Source organism: Paraburkholderia terrae, assembly GCF_002902925.1.
Taxonomy (GTDB): Bacteria; Pseudomonadota; Gammaproteobacteria; order Burkholderiales; family Burkholderiaceae; genus Paraburkholderia; species Paraburkholderia terrae.
Genome location: NZ_CP026111.1, coordinates 1,417,589 through 1,443,750, shown reverse-complemented (window position 1 = coordinate 1,443,750; position 26,162 = coordinate 1,417,589). Strand labels below are relative to the sequence as shown.

Genomic DNA, 26,162 nt, shown 5'->3' with positions numbered 1-26,162 from the left:
CGGCCTGTGCCAGAAGCTATATCACTCCCACTCAATCGTCGCAGGCGGCTTGCCCGAGATGTCGTACACGACGCGATTGATACCACGCACTTCGTTGATGATCCGGTTCGACACATGGCCGAGCAGATCATGCGGCAGATGCGCCCAATGCGCGGTCATGAAGTCGAGCGTCTGCACTGCGCGCAGCGCGACGACATACTCATACGTGCGGCCATCGCCCATCACGCCCACGCTCTTCACAGGCAGGAACACCGCAAACGCCTGGCTAGTCAGGTCGTACCACGACTTGCCCGTTTCCTTGTCGATGAAGGTGCGCAGCGTTTCGATGAAAATCGCGTCCGCGCGACGCAGCAGGTCCGCGTAATCGCGCTTCACTTCGCCGAGAATCCGCACGCCGAGGCCCGGGCCCGGGAACGGATGGCGATACACCATCGAAGGCGGCAGACCCAGCTTCACGCCCAGTTCGCGCACTTCGTCCTTGAACAGTTCGCGCAGCGGCTCGAGCAGCTTGAGATTGAGCGTCTCCGGCAGACCACCGACGTTGTGATGGCTCTTGATCGTATGCGCGGCCTTCTTGCCCTTGCCCGCCGATTCGATCACGTCCGGATAGATCGTGCCTTGCGCGAGCCACTTCGCGTCCGTCAGCTTGCCGGCTTCCGTCTGGAACACCTCGACGAACTCGGCGCCGATGATCTTGCGCTTCGCTTCGGGGTCCGTCACGCCCTTGAGCTTCGACATGAACGCCTCGCTCGCATCGACGTGGATCACCTTCACGCCGAGGTTGTCGGCGAACATCGCCATCACCTGCTCGGCTTCGTTCAGGCGCAACAGGCCGTGATCGACGAACACGCAGGTCAGCTGATCGCCAATCGCGCGATGCAGCAGCGCCGCCGCCACCGACGAATCCACGCCACCCGACAGACCGAGAATCACATGCTCGTCGCCGACCTGCTTGCGGATGTTTTCGACGGCTTCGTCGATGTAATTGCCCATTTCCCAATCGGGCTTCGCACCGCAGATCTTCAGCACGAAGCGCTCGAGCATCGCGCGGCCCTGCACCGTGTGCGTGACTTCCGGGTGCCATTGCAGGCCGTAGAAGTGGCGCGCTTCGTCCGCCATCGCCGCGATCGGGCACGAGTCCGTCGATGCCATCAACTGGAAGCCTTGCGGCATTTCCAGCACCTTGTCGCCGTGGCTCATCCACACCTTCAGCATGCCGTGGCCTTCGGACGTTGCGAAGTCCTGAATGCCGTCGAGGAAGCTCGTGTGGTTGCGCGCACGCACTTCCGCGTAACCGAATTCGCGCAGATGGCCGGTTTCGACCTTGCCGCCGAGCTGCTCGGCCATCGTCTGCATGCCGTAGCAGATGCCGAGCACGGGCACGCCCGCTTCGAACACCGCTTGCGGCGCGCGCGGCGTGTCGCTCTCGGTCACCGAGTTCGGGCCGCCCGACAGGATGATGCCCGTCGGCTTGAATTCGCGGATGAACTCGTCGCTGACGTCGTGCGGATGGATTTCCGACAGCACGTGCGCCTCGCGGATGCGGCGTGCGATCAATTGGGTGACTTGCGAACCGAAGTCGAGGATCAGGATCTTGTCATGCATGGCAGCGGACGGAATCTAAAAAGAACGGATAGGGAAAGCCGCGCTGGTCGCATCGCGACAGAACGGCGTTGTATTCGAAACGGATTGGCTTGCGCGGCAACGGCGGCGTGAGCGCCGCATCGCTGCGTGCCGTGATCGATATAAAGCGCGATAAAAGACCTGCGCGCAGACGGATTCCAGTTGTTTCGGCAGTGGGCGTGAGCTTGTGCGGGTCAACCATGAAACGGCGGCCGGGGTGTGCCCGATTTCGCTTCGGCAGCGCGTGCGTCGGCTTCGTTGCGCTGGGCTGCGGCGCGTTCGCGCGCGGCGGCGTCCTCGTGGGCTTCCGCCCGGCGTTCGTGCGCCAGCGCGTCTTCACGCGCGGCGGCGGCCGCTTCGGGCATCGTCGCGCGCGGCGGCTGCGCCGTCAGGCCAGGCTCGACAGGATGCCCCGTCGCGGGACTCACAGGCGTTGCCGTGCTCACGGCAGGCGTTGCGGCAAGCGTCGGCTCGACATGCGGCCCCGTGGTGGCCGGATAAACCACACCCGGGCGAGCCGCATTGCGCTCACGTTCGGCCTTGCGCGCCTCGTTCTCGGCGTCGCGCGCCGCCACGCGGTCGGTGCGTTCGGCGGCGGCCGTGCCGGCCAGCCGTTCACGCCGCTTCACCGCGCTCGATAGCTTCACGCCACCCAGGCCGATAACGAGCAGTACTACGCCCGTCAGCACCGCCACCAGCTGTCCGAACCCGGTCAACTGCGGCGTATGCAGCCCCACCAGCCAGACCAGCATCAGCACGCCCGTCAGCCAGTTCACATGGCCGACGACCTTGGCCGTCGTCACCGTCATCGCGCCGTCGATCGACGCATGCAGCGCAAGCCACGCCAGGCCGATCAGCGCGATGCCCGCCCCCTGCCCAACCAGCGCAGGGTCCGTCTGCACCAGCTGCAGCGCGTCGTACAACGATTTCCATGGCGTGAGCAAAAACAGCAGCCCGAACGCCAGCAGCAACAAGGCATCGATGATCAGTACGGCACGCAGCAGCGGCTTCATCGGCAATTAGTCCACGTGGTAGTTGGGCGCTTCCTTCGTGATCTGGACATCGTGTACGTGCGATTCACGCATGCCCGCCGACGTGATTTCGACGAACGAAGCCTTCTCGTGCAGTTCGTCAATCGTACGGCAGCCGCAGTAACCCATCGACGCACGCACGCCGCCGATCAACTGGAACAGGATCGCGCCGACAGAACCCTTGTACGCGACACGGCCTTCGATGCCTTCCGGCACCAGCTTGTCGATGTTCGCGGAGTTGTCCTGGAAGTAGCGGTCAGCCGCGCCGTCCTTCATCGCGCCGACGGAACCCATGCCGCGGTACGACTTGTACTGGCGGCCCTGATACAGGAACACGTCGCCCGGCGATTCTTCCGTGCCGGCAAACATGCTGCCCATCATCACGGCGTTCGCGCCTGCTGCCAGCGCCTTGCTGACGTCGCCCGAGAAGCGCACGCCACCGTCAGCGATAACTGGTACGCCTGTGCCCTTGAGCGCCGCCGACACGTTGGCGATCGCACTGATCTGCGGCACGCCCACGCCTGCGACAATACGCGTCGTGCAGATCGAGCCCGGGCCGATGCCGACCTTCACGCCGTCCGCGCCGTACTCGACGAGCGCCTTCGCTGCGTCGGCCGTCGCGATGTTGCCGCCGATCACCTCGACGTGCGGGAAGTTCTTCTTGACCCACTGGACACGCTCCAGCACGCCCCGGCTATGACCATGCGCCGTATCGACGACGATCACGTCGACGCCCGCCTGCACCAGCAGCGACACGCGCTCTTCGTTGTCCTCGCCGACGCCGACCGCGGCGCCCGCGCGCAGCTTGCCATGCTCGTCCTTACAGGCGTCCGGGTGCTCCGTCTGCTTTGTGATGTCCTTCACCGTCATCAGGCCGCGCAGTTCGAACGCGTCGTTGACGACCAGCACGCGCTCGAGGCGGTGGCCGTGCATCAGCGCTTTCGCTTCGGCGAGCGGCGTGCCTTCCTTGACCGTGACGAGACGCTCGCGCGGCGTCATGATCGTGCGCACGGGCTCGTCCAGACGCGTTTCGAAGCGCAGGTCGCGGTTCGTGACGATGCCGATCAGCTGCGCGCCTTCGACCACCGGGAAACCCGAAATGCCATGCTGGCGCGACAGCGCGATCACGTCGCTCACCTTCATCTGGGGCGGAACCGTGATCGGATCGCGCACGACGCCCGATTCAAAGCGCTTGACCTTCGCGACTTCGCGAGCCTGCTCGGCCGGCGTGAGATTCTTGTGGATGATGCCGACGCCGCCCATCTGCGCCATCGCAATGGCGAGGCGAGCTTCGGTAACGGTGTCCATCGCGGCGGACACGAGCGGCATATTGAGGGAGATGTTGCGGGTCAGCCGGGTTTTCAGGCTGGTGTCGCGCGGCAGAACGTCGGAGAAAGCCGGGACGAGGAGCACGTCATCGAACGTGAGTGCTTTTTGGATCAGACGCATGGCAAATCCTATAGGCGCAAAAGCGAATTATACGCGAAACCTTCCGGTTTTCGCTGCACGAACAGTCAGTTAGCGAAATTCTTCAATGTTTTTTCGCATCGAACGACCGTCTGATTTCGCTTCTGCGTTCGGCTCGCGTTCGAACCGGTTTCGTATGCTCGTTCGAACGCATACGCTGTCATTCATCCTTCCAGCCGCGTTTTTCCAGCATAGGCGAAGTGCTGCAAAGTGCAGAACCGAACAAGACGCGAACCCGCCCGTGCGGCTATGCTTCGCGCACTTTCAGTTTTTCGATCGGGGCAAGGCAATGCAGCGCGGCGTGGTGTATGGGATGTTGGCGGGAGCGTTATGGGGCATGGTGTTTCTGGTGCCGCGGCTGTTGCCCGATTTTTCGCCCGTGCTGCTGAGCGCCGGCCGATATGCGATGTACGGCGTCGTGTCGCTGCTGGCCGCCCTGCCTTCTGCGCGCTCCCTGATGCGCCGGCTGACGCGTGAAGATCTGAACGCCCTCGTCAAGCTCGCGCTCGCGGGCAATCTGCTCTATTACCTGCTGCTGACGGGCGCAGTGCATCTCGTCGGGATTGCGCCGTCGTCGCTGATCGTCGGCGTGCTGCCCGTCACCGTGACGCTGCTCGGACGGCGCGATCATGGCGCCGTGCCGCTCGCGCGGCTCGCGTGGCCGCTCGCGCTCGTCGTCGCGGGCATCGTGTGCATCAATGTCGATGTGTTCGGCACGGCGGGGGAAACGCCGGGAACGATCGCGAACAAACTGATCGGCATCGCCTGCGCGGTCGGCGCGCTGGCGTGCTGGACGTGGTTTGCCGTCGAAAACGCGCGGTATCTGCAGCGTCATACGCATTTCAGCGGCAACGAGTGGTCGGTGCTGTGGGGCGTCGTGACGGGCCTGCTCGGCGTCCTGCTGTGGCTCGTGGTGGCCGTGCTGCCGTCGTCGGCCGTCGATACGTCGCATGTCGACACCCGCTGGCATCTGTTCTGGCTGCTGAACCTGGGGCTCGCGATCGGCGCGTCGTGGCTCGGCAACGGCTTGTGGAACGCGGCGTCCAAGCGTTTGCCGCTGACGCTGTCGGGCCAGCTGATCGTATTCGAGACGCTGTTCGCGCTGCTCTATGCGTTCATCTACGATCACCGGATGCCCCGTCCGCTCGAAATGGCCGCCATCCTGCTGCTGGTCGCGGGCGTCAGCTGGTCGGTACGCCAGCATGCTGACGACGATTCCGACCGCTCGACGCTCGAAGAAAAGGCTCAGGCGGCTGTGCATTAGGCTGCGCCCTTTTGTCTGCAGCCAAAACCTCTGACCACAAAGCAAAAACGGCGCACCGCGTGACACGGTGCGCCGTTTGCCATTTGTGCGCTGCACGTCTGCGGGACGTCAGCGCGAATCCTTGTGCAGCCACTTACGCCCTTCCACGGACCCTTCCTGACGCGATTTCTCGACGCGCCGCTGCCGCGCGAGCTTCGGATCGACGATCAGCGGCCGGTAGATCTCGACGCGATCGTGGTCGGCGAGCACGGTGTCCAGCGGCTTGAGCTTGCCGAACACGCCTGTCTTCTGTTTCGTCAGATCGATTCCGGGATGTTGCGCGAGGATACCGCTCGCGTCGATGGCCTGCCCGAGCGTCGCGCCTTGCGGCAACTGCAGCTCGACCAGCGTCTGCTCGCCCGGCAGCGCGTAGCAGACCTCGATGGTCAGCGTCCTGCTCATGCCTTGCCGTAGCGCTGGTCGGCGCGTTTCACGAACGATTCGACAAACGTGTTCGCGATATGGCTGAACACCGGTCCGATGATTTTCTCCAGCAGAATGTTCGCGAACTCGTAGTGGAGCGCGAACTCGATCTTGCATGCATCGGCGCGTAGCGGCGTGAAGCGCCAGTAGCCGGTGAACTTCTTGAACGGGCCGTCGGCGAAGTTCATGTCGATGCGCGTCGGCCGCTCCTGCGTGTTGTGCGTCGCGAAGTGCTGCTTGATGCCCTTGAAGTTGATGTCGATCTTCGCCTCCATCAGGTTTTCCTCCTGGCGGCGGATTTCGACGCCGCCGCACCACGGAAGGAAATTGGGGTAGTCGGCGACATCGGTGACGAGGTCGAACATCTGTTCCGCCGAGTGGCGTATCAACACGGTTTTCTGGACATCTGCCATAAATTGAACAGCGCGTGGCAACAGGGATTGATAAATAGCGAGCGCGTGACAACTGAATGACGCCGCGGCGGGTTTTCGGCGTCCCGCTTTGCTAAAATCGTGATTTTAAACGAGTTGGCCACTTTCCATTCATGAGCATCATCGACAACAGAAAAGCGTTCTACGACTACTCGGTCGAAGAGCGTTACGAGGCGGGGCTCGTGCTGGAGGGCTGGGAAGTCAAGGCGCTGCGCGCCGGGCGTGGCCAGATCAAGGAAGGCTACGTCGTGATCAGGAACGCGGAGCTGTTTTTGATCGGCACGCACATCAGTCCGCTGCCCGAAGCGTCGACGCATATCAACCCGGACCCGGTCCGTACGCGCAAGCTGCTGCTGCATGCTGAGGAAATCAGCAAGCTGATTGGCAAGGTCGAGCAGCGCGGGTATACGCTTGTGCCGTTGAATTTTCATTACAAGAATGGGCGGGTTAAGTGTGAGATTGGGCTTGCCAAGGGCAAGAAGCAGCACGATAAGCGTGAGACTGAGAAGAAGCGGGATTGGGAGCGGGAGAAGGCGAGGTTGATGCGGACGCCGGTTTGAGGGTTTTTCGGCCTGCGCGGCGCGGTGAGGTTTGAGGTTTTTGCCGCGGCGCTGATGGTCGGTTTTTGGGGTTTTGGTCTTTGCGTTGGCATCCGCTTTATTTGCTGCGCGGGCTTCGGCGCGGTGTGTTTGCCTTTTCGCTTCGGGCTTTGCGTTTGGGCTTCATGCGCCGCGGTTTGGTTTGCTTGCGTTTTCGCTGGCGTCCGCGCTTTGCTTTTGGGCTTCATGCGCCGCCGTTTGATTTGCTTGCGTTTTCGCTGGCGTCCGCGCTTTGCCTTCGTGCTTCACGCGTCGCCGTTTGATTTGCTTGCGTTTTCGCTGGCATCCGCGCTTTGCCCTTCGTGCTTCACGCGCCGCCGTTTGATTTGCTGGCGTCTTCGCTGGCATCCGCGCTTTGCCTTCGTGCTTCACGCGTCGCCGTTTGATTTGCTTGCGTCTTCGCTGGCATCCGCGCTTTGCCTTCGTGCTTCACGCGTCGCCGTTTGATTTGCTTGCGTTTTCGCTAGCATCCGCGTGTTGCCTTCGTGCTTCAAGCGTCGCCCCTGTGCGGGGCGGCACCTACTTTTCTTTGCCGCCGCAAAGAAAAGTAGGCAAAAGAAAGCGGCTAACACCGCTAATTCTTGTGTTTGCCTGAGGGCCCCCAACGGGTCTTACGCTTCACGCGGCAATCACGTGACCCATGTTCGTTGCCAGCGCTCTTGCGCTGCGCCTCACCCGCTTCACGCACCCGCGCTTCACCATGCCGTGCCAGATAATCCACTGCCGCCCAGGTGGCAAACTGTGTGTAGGCCGTAGCGCCTCACACGCATCACTTCGGACCGATAGCGCAGGCGTCCCACCCTGTAAGAGCGCAACCCTATAAGTCGCGACAACCTACACACAGTTTGCCACCTTGGCGGCACATACCGTTCGCTGCCGTGAGCACTAGTACGGGTGTTTGAAGTGGGTGAGGCGCTCATTCAGAGCGTTGGCAACGAACGCGAACAGAAACGCCGTCGTGTGAAGCGCAAGACCCGTTGGGGGCCCTCAGGCAAGAACTAGAATTGGCGGGGTTAGCCGCTTTCTTTTGCCTACTTTTCTTTGCGGCGGCAAAGAAAAGTAGGTGCCGCCCCGCACAGGGGCAACGCGTGAAGCACGCTAACAAAGCGCGGATGCCAGCGCAAAGCAAAGCGGACCACCCAGCGTCGCAGACAAAAAAACCTATCACACAACACTCTTAGACTGCTTCACAATCGTCAACGCCGCCGCGATCATCGACCCCATATCGGCCATATTCCCCGGCACGATCAACGTATTCCCCGCCTTCGCGAGATTCGCAAACGCACCCACATACTGCTCAGCAACTTTAAGATTCACAGCCTCCATCCCACCCGTAGACTGAATCGCCGCCGCGATCTTTTGGATTGCCTGAGAATTAGCCTCGGCAACCGCCAGAATCGCCGCCGCCTGTCCCTGCGCCTGATTGATCGCCGCCTGCCGTTCGCCTTCGGACTTCTGAATAGCCGCCTCGCGGCCCCCAGACGCGATATTGATCTGCTCCTGCTTGCGCCCTTCCGATGCCGCGATCAGCGCGCGTTTCTCACGCTCCGCGGTAATCTGCGCCTGCATCGCGTGAAGAATTTCCTTAGGCGGCGTCAAATCCTTGATCTCATAGCGCAGCACCTTGACGCCCCAGTTCGACGCAGCTTCGTCGAGCGCCGACACGATCGAATGATTGATGAAGTCGCGCTCCTCGAACGTTTTATCGAGCTCGAGCTTGCCGATCACCGAACGCAACGTCGTCTGCGACAACTGCGTAATAGCAAACACGAAGTTGCTCGAACCATACGACGCCTTCATCGGATCGGTCACCTGAAAGTACAGCACCCCGTCCACCTGCAACTGCGTGTTGTCGCGCGTGATGCAGACCTGACTCGGCACATCGAGCGGAATTTCCTTGAGCATGTGCTTGTACGCAATCCGGTCGATGAACGGCAGCACGAAGTTCAGACCCGGCGTCAGCGTCGCGTGATAGCGCCCGAGCCGCTCCATCACCCATGCGTGCTGTTGCGGCACGATCTTGATCGTCTGCCCAGCGACCACGATCACGACAATCAACAACACCAGCCCAACGATGCTCGACGATTCCATTCCTGCACCCCCATCTGTTTTTGAATTGTTGTGCGCGTTCGAATGCGCCTACGCTGCATCTGACGGCTCAAGCCCTCGCCGCCGCACGCCTGCTCGCGACAACGACAAGACAGCTGCCCCGCAGCGCGGTGATTTCATAGAGATTGGCGTCTTCCGGCTCGCCGGGCGCGAGTTCGACTTCCCATGACGCGCCGCGATAACTGGTCCGCGCGTGTCCGTCGTGCCACGCGGGCACGGTCAGCGTCGAGCCGATATCGAGGTTCACGTCGGGATTGCGCGCGGCTTCGGCGCGCGTTTTCGTTTTACGTCCGAAGCGCGACTTGCGCAGCAAGAGCACCGCGGCAAGCGCGACGACAGCCGCGATGCCGAGCTGCAGCGGCAGATCAGCCCCTGCGAGACGCGCCAACGCCGCTGCAATAAAGCCGAGCGCCACCATCAGCAGATAGAACGTGCCGTGCATCAGTTCGAGCACGATCAGCACGCCTGCGCCGATCCACCAGAACAGTCCACTTTGGAACACTTGCGCCTCCACAAAGCAAAACACCCCGGATCTACCGGGGTGTTTATAGCATGAAGCGTCCAGCTTTTATCGTTCGTAGCAGCACGTTTCAAGTACCGCCACAAATCGATGCGTAATGCTTATTTAGCCGTCACCTTCGCCAGCGCCTGCCACGTTTCGATGATCGTGTCCGGGTTCAGCGAGATCGACGCGATGCCTTCCTTCGTCAGCCACTCGGCGAAGTCCGGGTGATCCGACGGACCCTGGCCGCAAATACCGACGTACTTGTCCAGACGCAGGCACGTTTCGATCGCGCGCTTCAGCAGGAACTTGATGGCGGGATCGCGTTCGTCGAAGTCCGCTGCCAGCAGCTCCATGCCGGAGTCGCGGTCGAGGCCGAGCGTCAACTGCGTCAGATCGTTCGAACCGATCGAGAAGCCGTCGAAGTACTGCAAGAACTCTTCGGCGAGAATCGCGTTCGACGGAATCTCGCACATCATGATCAGCCGCAGGCCGTTCTCGCCGCGCTTCAGACCGTACTTCGCGAGCAGGCCAACCACGCGCTCCGCCTGCTTCAACGTCCGCACGAACGGCACCATGATCTCGACATTGTCGAGGCCCATCTCTTCACGCACGCGCTTGAGCGCGATGCACTCCATTTCGAACGCCTGCGCGAAGTCTTCGGAGATGTAACGCGATGCGCCGCGGAAGCCCAGCATCGGGTTTTCCTCGTCCGGCTCATAGCGCGAACCGCCGATCAGCTTCTTGTACTCGTTCGACTTGAAGTCCGACAGACGCACGATCACGGGCTTCGGATAAAACGCCGCGCCGATCGTCGCGATGCCTTCCGTCAGCTTGTCGACATAGAACGCACGCGGCGATGCATGACCGCGCGCGACGCTTTCGACAGCCTTCTTCAGGTCCTGATCGATGTTCGGGTACTCGAGAATCGCCTTCGGGTGAACGCCGATGTTGTTGTTGATGATGAACTCGAGGCGCGCGAGACCAACGCCCTTGTTTGGCAGCTGCGCGAAGTCGAACGCGAGCTGCGGATTGCCGACGTTCATCATGATCTTGACGGGGATCTCGGGCAGTTCGCCGCGCTGGATTTCCGTCACTTCCGTTTCGAGCAGACCGTCGTAGATCTTGCCTTCATCGCCTTCCGCGCACGATACCGTCACGAGCGCGCCTTCCTTCAGCACGTCGGACGCGTCGCCGCAACCCACGACGGCGGGCACACCCAGTTCACGCGCGATGATTGCCGCGTGGCAGGTACGGCCGCCACGGTTCGTGACGATCGCGGCTGCGCGCTTCATCACGGGTTCCCAGTTCGGGTCGGTCATGTCCGCGACCAGCACGTCGCCCGGCTGCACGCGCTCCATTTCCGACGGATCGTGAATCACGCGCACGGGGCCCGCGCCGATCTTCTGGCCGATTGCGCGGCCCGTCGCCAGCACCTGCGACTGGCCCTTCAGCTTGAAGCGCTGCTCGGCCTTGTTGCCGCCCTGGCTCTTCACCGTTTCCGGGCGCGCCTGCAGGATGAAAATCTTGCCGTCGCGGCCGTCCTTGCCCCACTCGATGTCCATCGGACGCTGGTAGTGCTTTTCGATGATGACCGCGTACTTCGCCAGCTCGATCACGTCTTCGTCGGTGATCGAGAAGCGGTTGCGCTGCTCGTGCGGCACGTCGACGGTCTTCACGCGGCCTTCTTCGCCCGCTTTCGTGAATTCCATCTTGATGAGCTTCGAGCCGATCGAGCGGCGGATGATCGGGTATTTGTTCTGCGCGAGCGTGGTCTTGAAGACGTAGAACTCGTCCGGATTCACCGCGCCTTGCACGACGGTTTCACCGAGGCCATAGCTCGACGTAATGAAAACTGCGTCCTTGAAGCCCGATTCCGTGTCGAGCGTGAACATCACGCCCGCTGCGCCGACGTCCGAGCGCACCATGCGCTGCACACCCGCCGACAACGCGACTTCAGCATGCGTGAAGCCCTTGTGGACGCGATAGGAGATGGCGCGGTCGTTGTAGAGCGACGCGAACACGTGCTTCATGCGATCGAGCACGTCTTCGACGCCGACCACGTTCAGGTAGCTTTCCTGCTGACCGGCAAACGATGCGTCCGGCAGGTCTTCCGCCGTTGCCGACGAGCGGACCGCGAACGACAGTTCTTCAGGCGAGCTCTTTTGCAGAGTGTCGAAGCCTGCGCGGATTTCCTGTTCGAGACGCGCCTGCAACGGGGCGTCGACGATCCATTGACGGATCTCTTTGCCTGCAGCGGCGAGTGCCTTCACGTCGTCGACGTCGAGCGTCTCGAGACGTTGGGCGATGCGTTCGGTCAGGTTGTTGTGATGCAGAAAGTCGCGGAATGCGAGCGCCGTCGTGGCGAAACCCGTCGGCACGCGCACGCCAGCTTCGGCGAGCTGACTGATCATCTCGCCGAGCGAAGCATTCTTGCCGCCGACGATTTCCACGTCGGTCATTCGCAACTGCTCGAATGGAACTACATACGCCTGATCCTTAGCAACGTTAACTGCGTTAGTCATACAAGCCCCTAAGTGGAAAAAAATGCTCGATTGCGCAAGTGGGCTCGAACACGAGGCGCTCATTGGGAACGTTGACTCGTGCCTTGCGCAACCTGTTGGAGAAACAATCGCAGAAGGCTTCATGCCCGGCACGAAGCCCGACGAAGCGGAGGATTGAACGAACTTGCAGCGTTGCCGTGCAACTTACGAACAAATCACGACGCAATCAAAGAGCGATAACAGATAGTTACACGCGATTTGGCTGCAATTGCTTATCCAACAGGTTGCCGCTATTCTACCGTGCCGACTCTCAAAATGTGACAGTCGGACGATAAATGCGCCCTGAACGGCGCGCGCGGCTTGCCGCCGGGGTTTGCGTGACCGCCCGCGGCTTTATCCAGGCCGCGCGTGGGCCTTTTTGCCCGTTCGGGCGCACGCTGCGCCGCGTGTCGTATCGTGCTGCGCCGCTGCCGTTTTCCGGCCAGCCACCGGGCGGCGCGCGCCACGCGGCAATGTCTGATTCGAGCGGATTTTGACGCTCATGTTCCCTGCCCACTGATGCCGCCAACCGTATTCATCGTCTCCGACGGTACCGGGATCACTGCCGAAACCTTCGCGCATTCGATCCTCTCCCAGTTCGACCAGAAGTTCCGTCTGGTCCGCGTGCCATTCGTCGATTCGACGGAAAAAGCCTACGCCACGCTCGAAAAGATCAACGAAGCCGCTCAGCACGAAGGCCGCCGCCCGATCGTCTTCACGACGCTCGTCAATAGCGCGTCGAACCAGATCGTGAAGGATTCGAACGCGCTCGTGCTGGACATGTTCCAGACCTTCGTCGAGCCGCTCGAACAGGAACTGGAGCTGAAGTCGAGCCACGCGATGGGCCGCGGCCACCAGAACGCCGACACCGAGGAGTACAAGAACCGGATCGAGGCGATCAACTTCTCGCTCGCGCACGACGACGGCCAGTCCAATCGCAATCTGGAAGAAGCCGACGTGATTCTCGTCGGCGTGTCGCGCAGCGGCAAGACGCCGACCAGCCTGTATCTGGCCATGCAGTACGGCGTGAAGGCCGCAAACTATCCGCTGATTCCCGAAGACTTCGAGCGCGGCAAGCTGCCGACGCCGCTGCTCGCGCATCGTACGAAGATGTTCGGTTTATCCATCGATCCGCAGCGGCTTTCGGAAATCCGCAACGAGCGGCGTCCCGGCAGCAAATACGCGGCGCTCGAAAACTGCCGCTACGAGATCAACGAAGCCGAGACGATGATGCGGCGCGAAGGGGTCAAGTGGCTCTCGTCGACGCACAAGTCGATCGAGGAAATCGCGACGACGATCCTGCAGGAAATCAAGCTGGACCGGTCGTCGTATTGATGGCGATGCAGTGAAATCAGCCGGCAGCGCGCTGCTGCCGGCACTGCTCGAACAGACAAACGGCGGCGGCCGCCGCAACATTGAGCGACTCCATCCCGCCCGGCTGCGGAATCGTCACGCGGTACGTGACCGCGTCGCGCCACGCCTGCGACACACCCGCCCCTTCATTGCCGAACACCCACGCGACAGGCCCCTTGAGATCCGTGTCGTAGATCGCTTCAGCCCCGTGAGAGTCTGTAATCGCGATAGGCACATCAAGCGTTTCGATCAGCGTCTGCGGATCGACATCCTCGTGAATCTGCAGCAGAAAATGCGCGCCCATCCCTGAGCGCAACACCTTCGACGACCACGCGTACGCGGTGCCCGGCGTGCAGAACACGTGACCGATACCCGCTGCCGCCGCGCTGCGCAGAATCGAGCCGACATTGCCCGCATCCTGCACGCCGTCGAGCACGACGCAGCCCTGCGTCACGCGCCCGGGTAACGGCAGATCGAGCTTCTCGACGAGCAGCAACAGGCCGACGCCATTGACGACATTCGACAGTTGTCCAAACAGCGCATCGGGCAGCGTGACGATGCGCCGTTCCTCGAGCCGCGCGACGATCGCCTGCGCTTCGTCGTGGCGCAGCGCGCCTTCCGTGACGACACACATTTCCGGCTGGCCCGCGACGTCGAGATAGGCGCTCGCGAGATGAAACCCTTCGAGCAGCGCATGGCCACTCTTGCGCTGTTGATGCGTCGATCCGGCCAATGCCTTCAGACGCTTGTAGAGCGGATTGTCCCGCGAGGTGATGGCTTTCACAGGCAGCACGAAAAGGATAGCGGTGAAAAGAAAAGCGCCCGCAGGCGCTTGATCGTATTTTGCGTGGCGTCAGAACGGCGCGCTGTCGTCGGCGAGGAATGCATCGTCGGCGGCTGCGGGCGGCACGACTATCACGCCTTTCGGCAAACCAATACCCGTGCCGAGCCGCAGATGCGCCTCCCGCACGGGCGCGAACGAGCGCCGGTGATGCTCGCACGGACCATGCTCGCGCAACGCCGTCAGATGCTGCGGCGTGCCATAGCCGGCGTGCGCATCGAAGCCATATACCGGAAACATCTGATGCAGTTCGAGCAGCATCCGGTCGCGCGTGACTTTCGCAAGAATCGACGCGGCTGAAATGCACGGCACGAGCGCGTCGCCGCTGATGATCGCCTCGCTGCGAATGCTCAGCGTCGGACAACGGTTGCCGTCGATCTTTGCCAGCGTCGGCGTGACCTTCAGGCCTTCGACCGCGCGCTTCATCGCGAGCATGGTTGCGTGCAGGATGTTCAGCGCGTCGATTTCCTCGACGGAAGCCGACGCGACGCAATACGCGAGCGAACGCTCGATGATCTTCTCGTAGAGTTCGTCGCGCTTTTTTGCCGTCAGCGCCTTTGAATCGTCGAGGCCGCGAATGCGCGGCTTCGACGGATCAAAAATCACAGCGGCAGCCACCACTGGCCCGGCCAGCGGACCGCGCCCTGCTTCGTCGACACCACAAATGATGTCTTCCGGCGACGAAAAATCGAGGCCGCCCTGGTCCGCTTTCTTCGCCGATGCCTTGCGGCGCGACGCAGCCACGGCGGTCGCGCGGGTCACGGACGCCCCCGGCGCGCTTCAATGACGGCGACGACCGCTTCCGCAGCCCGCTGCGCGGTGTTCTGCTTGAGCACGTGATGCATCTCGGTGAAAATTTCCGTCAGCGTGCGCCGGTTTGCGTCGTCGCGCAACTGGGTCAGCGTGGCGTCCGCCAGCGCTTCAGGTGTCGCGAAGTGCTGCAGGATTTCCGGCACGACGAAACGCCCTGCCAGAATATTCGGCAAGCCGACGTACGGCAGATAACCCTGCCGGCGCATGATCTGTCCCGTCAGCCAAGGCACCTTGTACGAGATCACCATCGGCTTTTTCAGCAGCGCCGCTTCCAGCGTGACCGTGCCGCTTTTCACGAGAATCGCGTCGGCGGCCGTCATCGCGATCTGCGCGTTGCCGTCCGTCAGCGTCAGCGGCAGCTTCGGATGCGCTTCGACGAGCGGCTTGAGCAGTTCGCGCAGCGCAGGCGTTGCAGCCGGCATCACGAAACGCACGCCCGGCTCGCGCTGCAACATCAGTTCCATTGCGTCGAAGAACGTCGGGCCGATCAGCGAGATTTCCGAACGCCGGCTGCCCGGCAGCACCGCGATCACCGGGCCGCTTTCGGGCAGGCCGAGCACGCGGCGCGCGCCTGCCGTGTCCGGTTCAAGCGGAATCTCGTCAGCGAGCGGGTGCCCGACATAGGTCGCCTTCACGCCCGATTTCTCGAGCAGCGCCTTTTCGAACGGGAACACGCACAGCATGTGATCGACGGCCTTGACGATCTTCTTGATGCGGCCGCCACGCCACGCCCAGATGGACGGACAGACGAAGTGAATGGTCGGAATGCCCGCGTCGCGCAGCGGATGCTCGAGGCCGAAGTTGAAGTCGGGCGCATCGACGCCGATAAAGGCGGACGGCGGCTCGGCCAGCAACTGGCGCTTCAACTCGTTGCGAATGCCGAGAATTTCGGGAATGTGCTTCAGTGCTTCGACGTAACCGCGCACCGACAGCTTTTCCATCGGAAAATGCGCGTCGAAGCCCTTCGCGATCATGCGCGGGCCGCCAATACCGAAGTACTGCGTGTTGTCAGGCAGACGGGCAGCGAGCCCGTCCAGCAACGAAGCCGCCAGCAGATCGCCCGACGGCTCGCCGGCCACCATTGCGAGCCGTAGCGGACTGGTAGGCAACGGCATCGGTTAGCGGATGATGCCGCGCTGCGACTGCTCGACGAACTCGACGAGCGCGCGCACCGGCTCGTCGCCGTCGCCGCCCGCCGTTGCGAGCTCGCGCAACTGCACTTTCGCCTCTTCGAGCGACAGGCCGTTCTTGTACAGCAGACGGTAGGCCGAGCGCAGCGCCGAAATCGCATCCGGCGAAAAGCCGCGACGACGCAGCCCTTCGACGTTGATGCCGTGCGGCTCCGCCTTGTTGCCCGCCGCGATGACGAACGGCGGAATGTCCTGCACAAGCGCCGACGCGCCACCGAGCATGGAATGTGCGCCGATCCGCACGAACTGATGCACGCCCGACATGCCGCCGACGATCGCGTGATCGCCGATGATCACGTGGCCCGCCATCTGTGCGTTGCTCGACAGGATCACGTTGCTGCCGATCTGGCAGTCGTGGCCGATATGCACATAGGCCATGATCCAGTTGTCGTCGCCGAGCGTCGTGACGCCCTTGTCCTGCACGGTGCCCGTGTGGATCGTGGTGAACTCGCGGATCGTGTTGCGGTTGCCGATCACGAGCTGCGTCGGCTCGTCCCGGTACTTCATGTCCTGCGGACGCCCGCCGACCGATGCGTAATGACCGATCCGGTTGTCTTCGCCGATCGTCGTGTGGCCTTCGATCACGCTGTGCGAACCGACCGTCGTGCGTGCGCCGATCGTGACGTGCGCGCCGACAACGGCGTACGGTCCGATTTCGACCGATTCGTCGAGCTGTGCGCCCGACTCGATGATCGCAGTAGGATGAATCCTGCTCATGCGCCCTCGCTAGTATTTCCGCGTATCAGTTACATGGCGCCGATGACGCTGCGGCGTCATCCGACGCGTTGAAGCGGTCACGATGCAACCCGTTTTGTGACCGCTCAAGGTTTCGATGGTTCTGCCTGGCGCATTACCGGACACACCGTTCACGGCTGCCCGGCCGCTGGCATTACTCGCTGTCCGTCTGGCGCACCGCGCACATCAGGTCGGCTTCGGCAGCCACCTGGCCGTCCACTTCCGCGCGCGCCTTGAACTTCCAGATGCCGCGCATATGGCGCTCGAACGTGACGTTCAGGATCAACTGGTCGCCCGGCTCGACGACCCGCTTGAAGCGCGCATTGTCGATGCCGACGAACAGGTACAGCGTGTTGTTCGGATCGTGCGGCTCTTCCGCGAAGGTCAGGAGCGCTGCCGTCTGCGCGAGCGCTTCCAGAATCAGCACGCCAGGCATAACCGGGCGCTTCGGGAAGTGACCCATGAAGTACGGTTCGTTGATCGACACATTCTTCAGCGCTTTGATGCTCTTGTGCGGCTCGAGTTCGAGCACCCGATCGACCAGCAGGATCGGATAGCGGTGCGGCAGCAGCGTGAGAATCTTGTGAATGTCGAGATTGATTTTTTCGGTGCTCATGGTGTTTCTGCTCACGCAAGGGTTGCGCGATGATGACTGCGAATGCTGGGTGCAAGGGGCTGGATGATGACGACGCGCCCTGCCGCCCGTTCCTGTTCCGGCTGTGCGCGATCCGGGGGCCGCGCGCGCCGGCGTTTCCTTCCGGTCGTGCCTATGGTGCCCGAGATGCTTACGCCTTGTCTCCGGAGGCGCTGGCGACTGCGGCTTCGAGCGCCTTGATGCGATCGCGCAACTTGTCGAGGTTGCGCACCAACGCGGCACTCTTGTTCCAGTCGGCATGGTCGACGGCCGGGAAAGCGCTCGTGTACATGCCGGGCTTCAGAAGCGACTTCGATACACCCGACTGTGCGGTGACGATCACGTAGTCGGCCAGCGTGACGTGGCCGGCAATGCCGACCGCGCCGCCGATCATGCAGTGACGGCCGATCGTCGTGCTGCCCGCGATGCCCGCACAGCCGGCGATTACCGTGTAGGCGCCGATCTTGCAGTTGTGGGCGATCTGCACGAGGTTGTCGATCTTCACGCATTCTTCGATGACAGTATCGGCCATCGCGCCGCGATCGATCGTGGTATTTGCACCGATTTCGACGTCCGGTCCGATCGACACGCCGCCAACCTGCGGAATCTTGACCCAGCTGCCCGTGCGCGCATCGCCTTCACCGACGAAGTCCGGCGCGAATCCGAAGCCGTCCGAGCCGATTACGGCGCCCGCGTGAATGATTGCGCGCTCGCCGATCTTGCAGCCGTGATACACGGCGACGTTCGGATACAGATGCGAGCCCGCCGCGATCTGCGTACCGCGCCCGACGAACACGTTCGCGTCCAGACGCACGTTTTCGCCGATCGACACACCCGCTTCAACCGTCACGTTCGGGCCGATCACGGCGCTCGCGGCGATCTGCGCGGACGGGTCGATGGTTGCAGACGAATGCACGCCGGGCTTCGCCTTCGGCGAGGCCATGTCGATGAAGGCCTGCGCGAGGCGCGCGAAGTAAGCGTAGGGATTCGGCGTGACGATGAAATTACGACCGTCGCGCGACGTGACCTTCTCCAGATCCGCCGCGTTGATCAGCACCGCGCCCGCGCGCGTCGTCTCGACTTGCGCCAGATACTTCGGGTTGGCGAGAAACGCCAGTTGATCGGGGCCAGCCTGATCGAGCGGCGCCAGATTGCCGACGCGGTGCGCGCGATCGCCGACGATCTCTCCGCCGAACTGCTGGACGATCTCCTCGAGCGTGAATGCCATGCGTGTACTGCTCCTGCTGTTCATTTGCCTAACTTGCGCGCTTTTCACGGATCTCGCGCGCGCCGGAAGGTGTGCGCCGGACGGCTGGCGTGGGCGCCGTCCGGCCCGGCTTCAGTTGCCCGATTTCAATTGCCCGATGCGGCCAGCGCTTTCAACACCTGGTCGGTGATGTCGATACGCGGGCTGACGTAGACGGCTTCCTGCACGATCAGATCGTAGTGTTGCTGCTCGGCGATCTGCTTGATGACCTTGTTCGCGCGGTCGAGCACAGCCGCCAGTTCTTCATTGCGGCGCTGGTTCAGGTCTTCACGGAATTCGCGCTGCTTGCGCTGAAAATCCGTGTCAAGCTGCGACAGGTCGCGCTGCTTCTGCGCGCGATCGGCCGGCGCCAGCGACGCGCCGTTCTTGTCGAGCGAGTCGGACAGCGACTTCAGACGCTGCGCCATGTCCTGCAGGTCCTTGTCGCGCTTCGCGAACTCCGCTTCGAGCTTGGTCTGCGCCGCTTTCGCCGCCGCCGACTCACGCAGGATGCGATCCGAATTCACCGCGGCGATTCGCGCTTCCTGCGCCAGCGCGGCGTTCGCCGCGCCCACGCCGAGCGTCATGGCAAGCGCCATTGCACACGCCACACGTTTCGAAAACATACCAGTTAGCAAAGTCATCCTCTCGATGCTGTAAGGGGTTCCAGTTCCGGCGCGCGCGATCAGAATGCCGTACCGATCTGGAACTGGAACTTCTGATACTGGTCGCCCGTATGTTTCTGGACCGGGAAGCCCAGCGACAGCTTGAGCGGCCCGATCGGCGAAATCCACGCAAGACCGACACCGTAACCGTAACGCAAGCCGTTCGAACCGACCGTCGTGTCGCCGCCCTGACGCGAATCGCCCCAGACGTTACCGGCGTCGAGGAAGGTGAACACACGCAGCGTGCGGTCATAGCCCGTGCCCGGCAGCGGGAACGTGAGTTCGACGTTGGTGACGAACATCTTGTTGCCGCCGATCGGGTCGTTCGTGACCTTGTCGCGCGGACCCAGCGAGCTCGGTTCATAGCCACGCACCGAACCGATACCGCCCGCGTAGTAGTTCTTGAAGATCGGGTACGCGTTGCCGATGCCGTTACCGTAACCGCCCTGCACGTTGAAGCCGAGCACGAAGCCGCGCGAGAACGAGTAATAGTACTGCGCCTGCAAGTCGGCTTTGTAGTACTCGGTGCCGCCAATCGGCGTGCCGTATTCGGCGTTGGCCTGCGTGAAGTAGCCGCGGCTCGGCACCAGCGCGCTGTCACGTGCATCGCGCGACCAGCCGACCGTCAGCGGCACGTTGTTCGACACGCGGCCGAAGTCCTGCACATAGTTCTTGTAGGCCTGCGGCGTGTTCGCGTCGACGTCGAGCGTGTTTTGCTCGAAGCCCGCGCCGAAGTACACCGTGTCCACTTCCGAGAACGGAATGCCGAACTTCAGGTCGCCACCCATCGTGACGATACGGAAGCTCGAATCCGTCGAGTAGTACAGCGGCTCGTACGTGCGGTAGTAGACGTCGGTGATGCGCTTGATGCCGTCGACCGTGAAATACGGGTCGACCTGCGTCACCGTCAACGTACGGTATGTCTTCGCGGTGTTCACGTTCACCGAGAGGCTCGTGCCCGAACCGAACACGTTGTCCTGCGACACGCCCGCCGACAGCACCACCTTGTCTGTCGAAGAAAAGCCCGCGCCCAGCGTGATCGCGCCCGTCGGCTTTTCGGCGACTTTCACGTCGACGTCCACCTGGTCCGGCGTGCCTTCGACGGGAATCGTCGTCACGTCGACGTCCGTGAAGTAGCCGAGACGGTTGATACGGTCCTTCGACAGCGCGAGGCGGTTCGAATCGAACCACGAGCTTTCGAGCTGGCGCATTTCACGGCGCACGACTTCGTCGCGCGTACGCGTGTTGCCCACCACGTTGATACGGCGCACGTACACGCGGCGGCTCGGATCGACCTGCAGCGTCAGGTCGACCTTGTGATGTTCCTGATCGATCTGCGGCAGCGCGTTGACGGTCGCGAATGCGTAGCCGTATTCGCCGAGCTTGTCGACGATGGCCTTCGTCGTAGCCTGCAGTTTTTCGGCCGAGAACTTGTCGCCCGGTTTGATCTTGATCAGTTTGTTCAGCTCGGCTTCGCGGTCGAGCAGATTGCCCGCGAGCTTGATGCTGTTGATCGTGTACGGCTCGCCTTCGTGCAGCGTCACCGTCAGATACATGTCCTTCTTGTCGGGCGTGATCGACACCTGCGTCGACTCGATGTTGAACTCGAGATAGCCGCGATTCAGGTAGTACGAGCGAACGTTCTCGAGGTCGCCCGTGAGCTTTTCTTTCGAATACAGGTCGTTCTTCGTGTACCACGAGAACCAGTTCGGCGTGGACAGCTGCATCTCGTCGCGCAGCGTGCCCGTGCTGAACGACTTGTTGCCGATGAAGTTGATCTGGCGGATCTTCGCGCTCGGACCTTCGATCACGGCGAACAGGACCGCAACACGGTTGCGATCGATCGGCGTGATCGTAGTCGTGACTTCAGCTGCGTAGAAACCGCGCGTCAGATACTGGCGCTTCAATTCCTGTTCGGCCTTATCGACGAGCGCCTTGTCGTAATAGCGGCCCTGGGAAAGGCCGACGGCGCGCAGCGCCTTGATCAGGTTGTCCTTCTCGAACTCGTGCAGGCCGGAGAAGTCGATCGTGCCGATGGCGGGACGCTCGAGCACCTGGACCACCACGACGTCACCTTCCGTGGCGATCTTCACGTCGTTGAAGAAACCCGTTGCATACAGCGCGCGAATGGCTTCGGAAGCCTTTTCGTCGGTAAACGTATCGCCTTGCTTGATGGGAAGATAGGAGAACACCGTGCCGGGTTCTACCCGTTGCAGCCCTTCGATCCGAATGTCTTTCACCACAAAAGGTGTCGTCGCGTGAGCTACCAGCCCATGCGCGGCGATTGCCGCGGCTACAACCGTCTTTGGAACAAAGCGATGAGGTTTAAACAACGTGCTTCCCCAGTGTGTATAGCTGCATCAGGTCAGGCGGGCGCCATCGTACGCCGCCAGACACTTTAAAAATGGATTAAACGAGCAAGATCGTTGAACAGCGCGATCGCCGACAAGGCGACGATACAAGCCAGTCCCGCTCTTTGAAGAACGAGCTGCCAGCGATCGGATACAGCTTTGCCGGTAACAGCTTCAACCAGATAATATAACAGATGCCCCCCGTCCAATACCGGTATTGGTAAAAGGTTGAGCACGCCGAGGCTTATGCTGACAAGCGCGAGGAACGAAAGGAATGCTGACGGACCGAGTCTCGCGCTCTTGCCCGCATAGTCCGCGATGGTCACGGGACCAGACAGATTCTTCAACGACGCTTCGCCGACGATCATCCGGCCAAACATCCGAACCGAGTACACAGCAAGGTCCCACGTGCGATGCGCGCCGAGGCGCACGCTGTCGACAGGACCATAGCGGACGTCGATGGACGGCACCTGCGTTGCGAGTTCTGCGCCGATACGGCCGATGGGTTGCCCCGTCGTTTCGTCGCGCTGCGCGCCCGGCACGATGGTTAGATTCTGTAATGCACCCGCTTGCTGATTCTTCGCGCCGCGCTCGATTTGCAGCACGATCGGCTTGCCCGCGTGCGACTTGATGTAGTTGATGAAGGTGGTCGCGTTGTCGGCGGGATGACCGTCGACAGCGCGAATCCGGTCGCCCGCCAGCAGTCCCGCCTGCAAGGCCGCGCTGCCCGGCTGCACACCCGCCACCGACAGCGTCCCGCCACCCGGTTCGAAACCGAGGCGTGACATGAAGTCGTCATCGACTTCCTTGTCGGAAAGATTTTGCAAGTCGAGCGGGAAGTCGAATGTGCCGTGCGTATCCTTCGCGGTCAGCACGACGCGCTTGTGATCGAACGCGGCGCCAAGCAGCTTCCAGCGCAGATCGGACCACGAGCGCACGGGTTCCGATTCGCCCGCATTCGCATCGCGCACGGCAACCACCGTCTCGCCGCCGTCGAAGCCCGCGCGCGCGGCGGCCGTCTCGACAGCGGGCGCCGCGACGATCGCCGCGGGCTCGGTGACGCCCGTCGCGAACACGGCTGCGAACAGCACGATGGCAAGAATGAAGTTGGCGATCGGGCCCGCCGCCACGATCGCGATGCGCTTTCCTACCGATTGACGGTTGAACGCGCGCGGCAGATCTTCGGGCGCAATGGGCGCGCCCTCTTCGCGCTCGTCGAGCATCTTGACGTAGCCGCCGAGCGGCAGCGCCGCGATGGTCCACTCGGTTCCCGTCTTCTTGCTGACCCAGCGCGCGAGCGGCTTGCCGAAGCCAATCGAAAAACGCAACACCTTGACGCCGCACAGGCGAGCGATGCTGTAGTGGCCATACTCATGGACGACCACCAGTACGCCAATCGCGACTGCGAAGGCGACCAGTTCGATCAGCAGGTTCATAAACGCCTCACTGGACGGCGCGTTCCGTAAGGCGAGCGCCCGCCGGCAGACCGTCGATGAAAGCGTGGGCGGCGCGGCGCGCAGCGGCGTCGGCGTCGACCACGTCAGCGAGGCTCGACGCCTCGCGGTTGGGCAATGCGTTCAGCACGGCATCGACGACCTGGGCGATCGCCATGAAGCCAATGCGGCGCGTCAAGAATGCTTCGACGGCAATCTCGTTTGCCGCGTTCAGCGCGGCGCTCGCGACGCCGCCTTCAGCCAGCGCCTTCATCGCCAGCGCGAGGCACGGGAAGCGCGTGTAATCAGGCTTTTCGAACGACAGCTGCGCGATCTGCGCGAGATCGAGTTGCGCGACGCCGGAATCGACCCGATCGGGGAATGCCAGCGCGTGCGCGATGGGCGTGCGCATGTCCGGGTTGCCCAGTTGCGCGAGCACCGAACCGTCCACGTACGACACCAGTGAGTGGATCACGCTCTGCGGATGAATCAGCACGTCGATGCGGTCGCCGGGCAGATTGAAGAGCCAATGTGCCTCGATCACTTCGAGGCCCTTGTTCATCATCGTCGCGGAATCGACGGAAATCTTACGGCCCATCACCCAGTTCGGATGCTTGCAAGCTTCTTCCGGCGTGATGTCGACGAGACTGGACGGTTCGCGCGTGCGGAACGGGCCGCCCGACGCCGTCAGGATGATCTTCGACACGCCGCCATGCAGCGCCGACTCGCGCGGCAGGCACTGGAAGATCGCGTTGTGCTCACTGTCGACGGGCAGCAGGATCGCGCCGTTGTCGCGCACCGCGTCCATGAAGATCGCGCCCGACATCACGAGCGCTTCCTTGTTGGCGAGCAGGATGCGTTTGCCCGCGCGCGCCGCCGCGAGGCTCGGCTCGAGGCCCGCCGCGCCGACGATCGCCGCGACGACGGTGTCGCAGCCGTCGCTCTTCGACACGTCGACCAATGCCTGCGGACCGTAAGTCACCTCGGTCTTGCAACCCGCTGCGCGCAGTTTCGCGGCCACACTCGCAGCCGTATCGGCATCGCCGACCACGGCCACTTCGGGCTTGAAGCGCAGGCATTGCTCGACGAGCTTGTCACCGTTGCGGTGCGCCGTCAGCGCGTACACCGAGAAGCGCTCAGGATGACGCGCGACGACGTCGAGCGTGCTGTCTCCGATCGAGCCCGTAGATCCGAGCAAACTAATTCGTTTTTGCATATCTCTTTCTCTAGCCGATGGCTACGACAACACGAGCATCGCAAGCGGCAGCACCGGCAACAAAGCATCGATGCGGTCGAGCACGCCGCCGTGACCCGGCAGCAGATTGCTCGAATCCTTCACGCCCGCCTGGCGCTTGAGCATCGATTCGAACAGATCGCCCACCACGCTGAACACGACCAGCAAGGTCAGCGTGGCAAACGCACGAGCGGTGCCCAGATGGTCGAGCAGCGCGGAAAACAGGGTCGGCGCGAAGGCATGCGTGATGACAGCCAGGGCCGCGACGATCATCACGGCCAACCACCCGCCGATCGCGCCTTCCCAGGTCTTGCCGGGGCTGATCGACGGCGCGAGTTTGTGCTTTCCAAACGCCTTACCCGCGAAGTATGCGCCGATATCGGCCAACCAGACCACCAGCAGCAGGGAAAGCACGAACGGCACGCCCGCCATCCGCGCCGCCACGAGCGCATGCCAGCAGGCGGCGAACACGACCACGCCCGCCAGCAGCAGGAACGGCCGCCATGCGCCTTGCGCGAGCGTCGGCTTGCGCAGCAGCACGAACGGGCCGGCGAATATCCAGAAGATTGACGACGCCTCGAAGAGCGGGCGCGGCGCCGTGACGCCCGTGCCGAGCTTCGTGCTGGCGACCAGCGCCAGCGCGGCGACGATCGCGTAGATCACGGGACCGGCGCCCGGCAGCTTCAGAAGCCGCGCCCATTCCCACGCGGCGAACACGACGACGAACGCGATCAGCGCGCCAAAGCCGCCGATCGGCGCCCAAAGCGTGACAGGCAAAAGAATAGCCAGCAGGACGATCGCCGTGATGACACGGGTTTTTAGCATGGAAGCGAATCGACGTTTTGCGATTGCGGCTCGAGCTGCGCGCTCGTGCGTCCGAAGCGGCGCTCGCGCCCCGTGTATGAACCAATGGCGCGGCCGAGCGCGTCGGCGTCGAAATCCGGCCAGTAGGTGTCGGTGAAATAGAACTCGGTGTACGCGAGCTGCCACAGCAGGAAGTTGCTGATGCGCTGCTCGCCGCCCGTGCGGATGAACAGGTCCGGCTCGGGCGCGTAGGCCATCGCAAGATGCTCGGCGAAGGCATCTTCGTTGACCTCGACGGGACGCCCCGCCGCCACCGACTGCTCGACCAGCTTGCGCGTGGCCTGCATGATGTCCCAGCGGCCGCCATAGTTCGCGGCGATGGTCAGCGTGAGGCGCGTGTTGCGCGCCGTCTTGGTTTCGGCGCGTGCGATCAGATCCTGGATCTTCTTGTCGAACATCGACAGATCGCCGACTACGCGCAGGCGGATGCCGTTCGCGTGCAGCTTGCCGATCTCGCGCTCGAGCGCGGTCACGAACAGGCGCATCAGGAACGACACTTCGTCCGTCGGACGGCGCCAGTTTTCCGAACTGAATGCGAACAGCGTCAGATATTCGACGCCCTGGCGCGCGCACGCCTCGACGGCTGCGCGCACGGCGTCGACGCCGCGCGTATGGCCCGCCACGCGCGGCAGGCGGCGTTGCGTCGCCCAACGGCCATTGCCGTCCATGATGATCGCGATATGACGCGGTACGGCTGAGACGTCAGGGACGCGAACGGTTGAGCTTGTATAGGTCATGGCCGTCGGGTAAAGCTGCAAAGAAAGAAACTGTG

The 26,162-nt window shown here is 62.6% G+C and carries 25 protein-coding genes; 4 read left to right on the top strand and 21 right to left on the bottom strand.

The genetic code is table 11. The features are described from left to right. Window positions 1–21 precede the first annotated feature (21 nt). From guaA to guaB, 4 genes are read right to left on the bottom strand one after another with little or no spacing between them, the layout of a single operon-like run. On the bottom strand, window positions 22–1,605 hold the full coding sequence (guaA, locus tag C2L65_RS06465) for a glutamine-hydrolyzing GMP synthase (protein ID WP_042313504.1): 1,584 nt from the start codon (window positions 1,603–1,605) through the stop codon (window positions 22–24). Further along, window positions 1,598–1,825 (bottom strand): hypothetical protein, encoded by a 228-nt coding sequence (locus C2L65_RS06460; protein ID WP_042313500.1) that lies wholly within the window; start codon window positions 1,823–1,825, stop codon window positions 1,598–1,600. Before C2L65_RS06460 ends, guaA begins: the two co-directional genes overlap by 8 nt. Continuing rightward, on the bottom strand, window positions 1,818–2,636 hold the full coding sequence (locus tag C2L65_RS06455; protein WP_042313497.1) for a hypothetical protein: 819 nt from the start codon (window positions 2,634–2,636) through the stop codon (window positions 1,818–1,820). Before C2L65_RS06455 ends, C2L65_RS06460 begins: the two co-directional genes overlap by 8 nt. 6 nt (window positions 2,637–2,642) lie before the next feature. Beyond that, window positions 2,643–4,103 carry an IMP dehydrogenase gene (gene guaB / locus C2L65_RS06450; RefSeq protein WP_042313495.1) on the bottom strand — a complete coding sequence of 487 codons (1,461 nt, stop codon included), beginning with the start codon at window positions 4,101–4,103 and terminating at the stop codon, window positions 2,643–2,645. 307 nt (window positions 4,104–4,410) lie between these two features. Between guaB and C2L65_RS06445 the strand changes: the two genes are divergently transcribed. Next, window positions 4,411–5,385 (top strand): DMT family transporter, encoded by a 975-nt coding sequence (locus C2L65_RS06445; protein WP_042313552.1) that lies wholly within the window; start codon window positions 4,411–4,413, stop codon window positions 5,383–5,385. Window positions 5,386–5,493: 108 nt separating this feature from the next. Here C2L65_RS06445 and C2L65_RS06440 read toward each other — a convergent pair whose 3' ends face one another. Together C2L65_RS06440 and C2L65_RS06435 are read right to left on the bottom strand one after the other, a co-directional pair. Beyond that, window positions 5,494–5,826 (bottom strand): RnfH family protein, encoded by a 333-nt coding sequence (locus C2L65_RS06440; protein WP_042313493.1) that lies wholly within the window; start codon window positions 5,824–5,826, stop codon window positions 5,494–5,496. Next, complete coding sequence (locus tag C2L65_RS06435) at window positions 5,823–6,260, bottom strand: type II toxin-antitoxin system RatA family toxin (protein ID WP_035990853.1); 438 nt, start codon at window positions 6,258–6,260, stop codon at window positions 5,823–5,825. Before C2L65_RS06435 ends, C2L65_RS06440 begins: the two co-directional genes overlap by 4 nt. Window positions 6,261–6,391: 131 nt before the next feature. On the opposite strand from C2L65_RS06435, the gene smpB reads away from it, so the two are divergent. Together smpB and C2L65_RS45400 are read left to right on the top strand one after the other, a co-directional pair. Further along, entirely contained in the window at window positions 6,392–6,838 is a 447-nt protein-coding gene (gene smpB / locus C2L65_RS06430) for an SsrA-binding protein SmpB (RefSeq protein ID WP_042313492.1), read from the top strand. A gap of 24 nt (window positions 6,839–6,862) precedes the next feature. Then, the gene (locus C2L65_RS45400) at window positions 6,863–7,324 is read left to right on the top strand and encodes a hypothetical protein (RefSeq protein ID WP_156132370.1); all 462 of its coding nucleotides are present in this window, start codon (window positions 6,863–6,865) and stop codon (window positions 7,322–7,324) included. Between the two features lie 717 nt (window positions 7,325–8,041). Here C2L65_RS45400 and C2L65_RS06420 read toward each other — a convergent pair. The 3 genes from C2L65_RS06420 to ppsA form a co-directional block, all read right to left on the bottom strand. Beyond that, window positions 8,042–8,968: an SPFH domain-containing protein gene (locus C2L65_RS06420; protein ID WP_042307245.1), complete on the bottom strand. Its 927-nt coding sequence runs from the start codon at window positions 8,966–8,968 to the stop codon at window positions 8,042–8,044. Between the two features lie 67 nt (window positions 8,969–9,035). Continuing rightward, on the bottom strand, window positions 9,036–9,488 hold the full coding sequence (locus C2L65_RS06415) for an NfeD family protein (protein WP_042307274.1): 453 nt from the start codon (window positions 9,486–9,488) through the stop codon (window positions 9,036–9,038). A gap of 119 nt (window positions 9,489–9,607) precedes the next feature. Further along, entirely contained in the window at window positions 9,608–12,013 is a 2,406-nt protein-coding gene (gene ppsA / locus C2L65_RS06410) for a phosphoenolpyruvate synthase (RefSeq protein WP_042307244.1), read from the bottom strand. A 537-nt stretch (window positions 12,014–12,550) separates the two neighbouring features. Here ppsA and ppsR point away from each other — a divergent pair. Next, entirely contained in the window at window positions 12,551–13,366 is an 816-nt protein-coding gene (ppsR, locus tag C2L65_RS06405; protein ID WP_042307243.1) for a posphoenolpyruvate synthetase regulatory kinase/phosphorylase PpsR, read from the top strand. A 16-nt stretch (window positions 13,367–13,382) separates the two neighbouring features. Here the strand turns inward: ppsR and C2L65_RS06400 are convergent, their stop codons facing one another. From C2L65_RS06400 to uppS, 12 genes are all read right to left on the bottom strand, one after another. Then, window positions 13,383–14,168 (bottom strand): TrmH family RNA methyltransferase, encoded by a 786-nt coding sequence (locus tag C2L65_RS06400; RefSeq protein WP_042307272.1) that lies wholly within the window; start codon window positions 14,166–14,168, stop codon window positions 13,383–13,385. A 69-nt stretch (window positions 14,169–14,237) separates the two neighbouring features. Continuing rightward, entirely contained in the window at window positions 14,238–14,987 is a 750-nt protein-coding gene (rnhB, locus tag C2L65_RS06395; protein ID WP_042307242.1) for a ribonuclease HII, read from the bottom strand. After that, the gene (gene lpxB / locus C2L65_RS06390) at window positions 14,984–16,153 is read right to left on the bottom strand and encodes a lipid-A-disaccharide synthase (protein ID WP_042307241.1); all 1,170 of its coding nucleotides are present in this window, start codon (window positions 16,151–16,153) and stop codon (window positions 14,984–14,986) included. Before lpxB ends, rnhB begins: the two co-directional genes overlap by 4 nt. 3 nt (window positions 16,154–16,156) lie before the next feature. Next, the gene (lpxA, locus tag C2L65_RS06385) at window positions 16,157–16,945 is read right to left on the bottom strand and encodes an acyl-ACP--UDP-N-acetylglucosamine O-acyltransferase (protein ID WP_042307240.1); all 789 of its coding nucleotides are present in this window, start codon (window positions 16,943–16,945) and stop codon (window positions 16,157–16,159) included. 172 nt (window positions 16,946–17,117) lie between these two features. Beyond that, window positions 17,118–17,579, bottom strand: coding sequence for a 3-hydroxyacyl-ACP dehydratase FabZ (gene fabZ / locus C2L65_RS06380; RefSeq protein ID WP_007585391.1), 462 nt, complete (start codon window positions 17,577–17,579; stop codon window positions 17,118–17,120). Window positions 17,580–17,748: 169 nt separating this feature from the next. Next, entirely contained in the window at window positions 17,749–18,825 is a 1,077-nt protein-coding gene (gene lpxD, locus C2L65_RS06375) for a UDP-3-O-(3-hydroxymyristoyl)glucosamine N-acyltransferase (RefSeq protein WP_042307239.1), read from the bottom strand. 125 nt (window positions 18,826–18,950) lie between these two features. Further along, a complete protein-coding gene (locus C2L65_RS06370; RefSeq protein ID WP_007585396.1) occupies window positions 18,951–19,442 on the bottom strand; it encodes an OmpH/Skp family outer membrane protein in 492 nt (163 codons plus the stop codon). Window positions 19,443–19,528: 86 nt separating this feature from the next. After that, window positions 19,529–21,841: an outer membrane protein assembly factor BamA gene (bamA, locus tag C2L65_RS06365; protein WP_042307238.1), complete on the bottom strand. Its 2,313-nt coding sequence runs from the start codon at window positions 21,839–21,841 to the stop codon at window positions 19,529–19,531. Window positions 21,842–21,906: 65 nt separating this feature from the next. Then, the gene (gene rseP / locus C2L65_RS06360; RefSeq protein ID WP_042307237.1) at window positions 21,907–23,295 is read right to left on the bottom strand and encodes an RIP metalloprotease RseP; all 1,389 of its coding nucleotides are present in this window, start codon (window positions 23,293–23,295) and stop codon (window positions 21,907–21,909) included. A gap of 7 nt (window positions 23,296–23,302) precedes the next feature. Beyond that, the gene (locus C2L65_RS06355) at window positions 23,303–24,508 is read right to left on the bottom strand and encodes a 1-deoxy-D-xylulose-5-phosphate reductoisomerase (RefSeq protein WP_042307236.1); all 1,206 of its coding nucleotides are present in this window, start codon (window positions 24,506–24,508) and stop codon (window positions 23,303–23,305) included. Between the two features lie 21 nt (window positions 24,509–24,529). Further along, window positions 24,530–25,351, bottom strand: coding sequence for a phosphatidate cytidylyltransferase (locus C2L65_RS06350; RefSeq protein WP_007585403.1), 822 nt, complete (start codon window positions 25,349–25,351; stop codon window positions 24,530–24,532). Beyond that, window positions 25,345–26,127 carry a polyprenyl diphosphate synthase gene (uppS, locus tag C2L65_RS06345; protein WP_007585405.1) on the bottom strand — a complete coding sequence of 261 codons (783 nt, stop codon included), beginning with the start codon at window positions 26,125–26,127 and terminating at the stop codon, window positions 25,345–25,347. The genes C2L65_RS06350 and uppS overlap by 7 nt, the downstream gene beginning before the upstream one ends. Window positions 26,128–26,162: the final 35 nt, after the last annotated feature.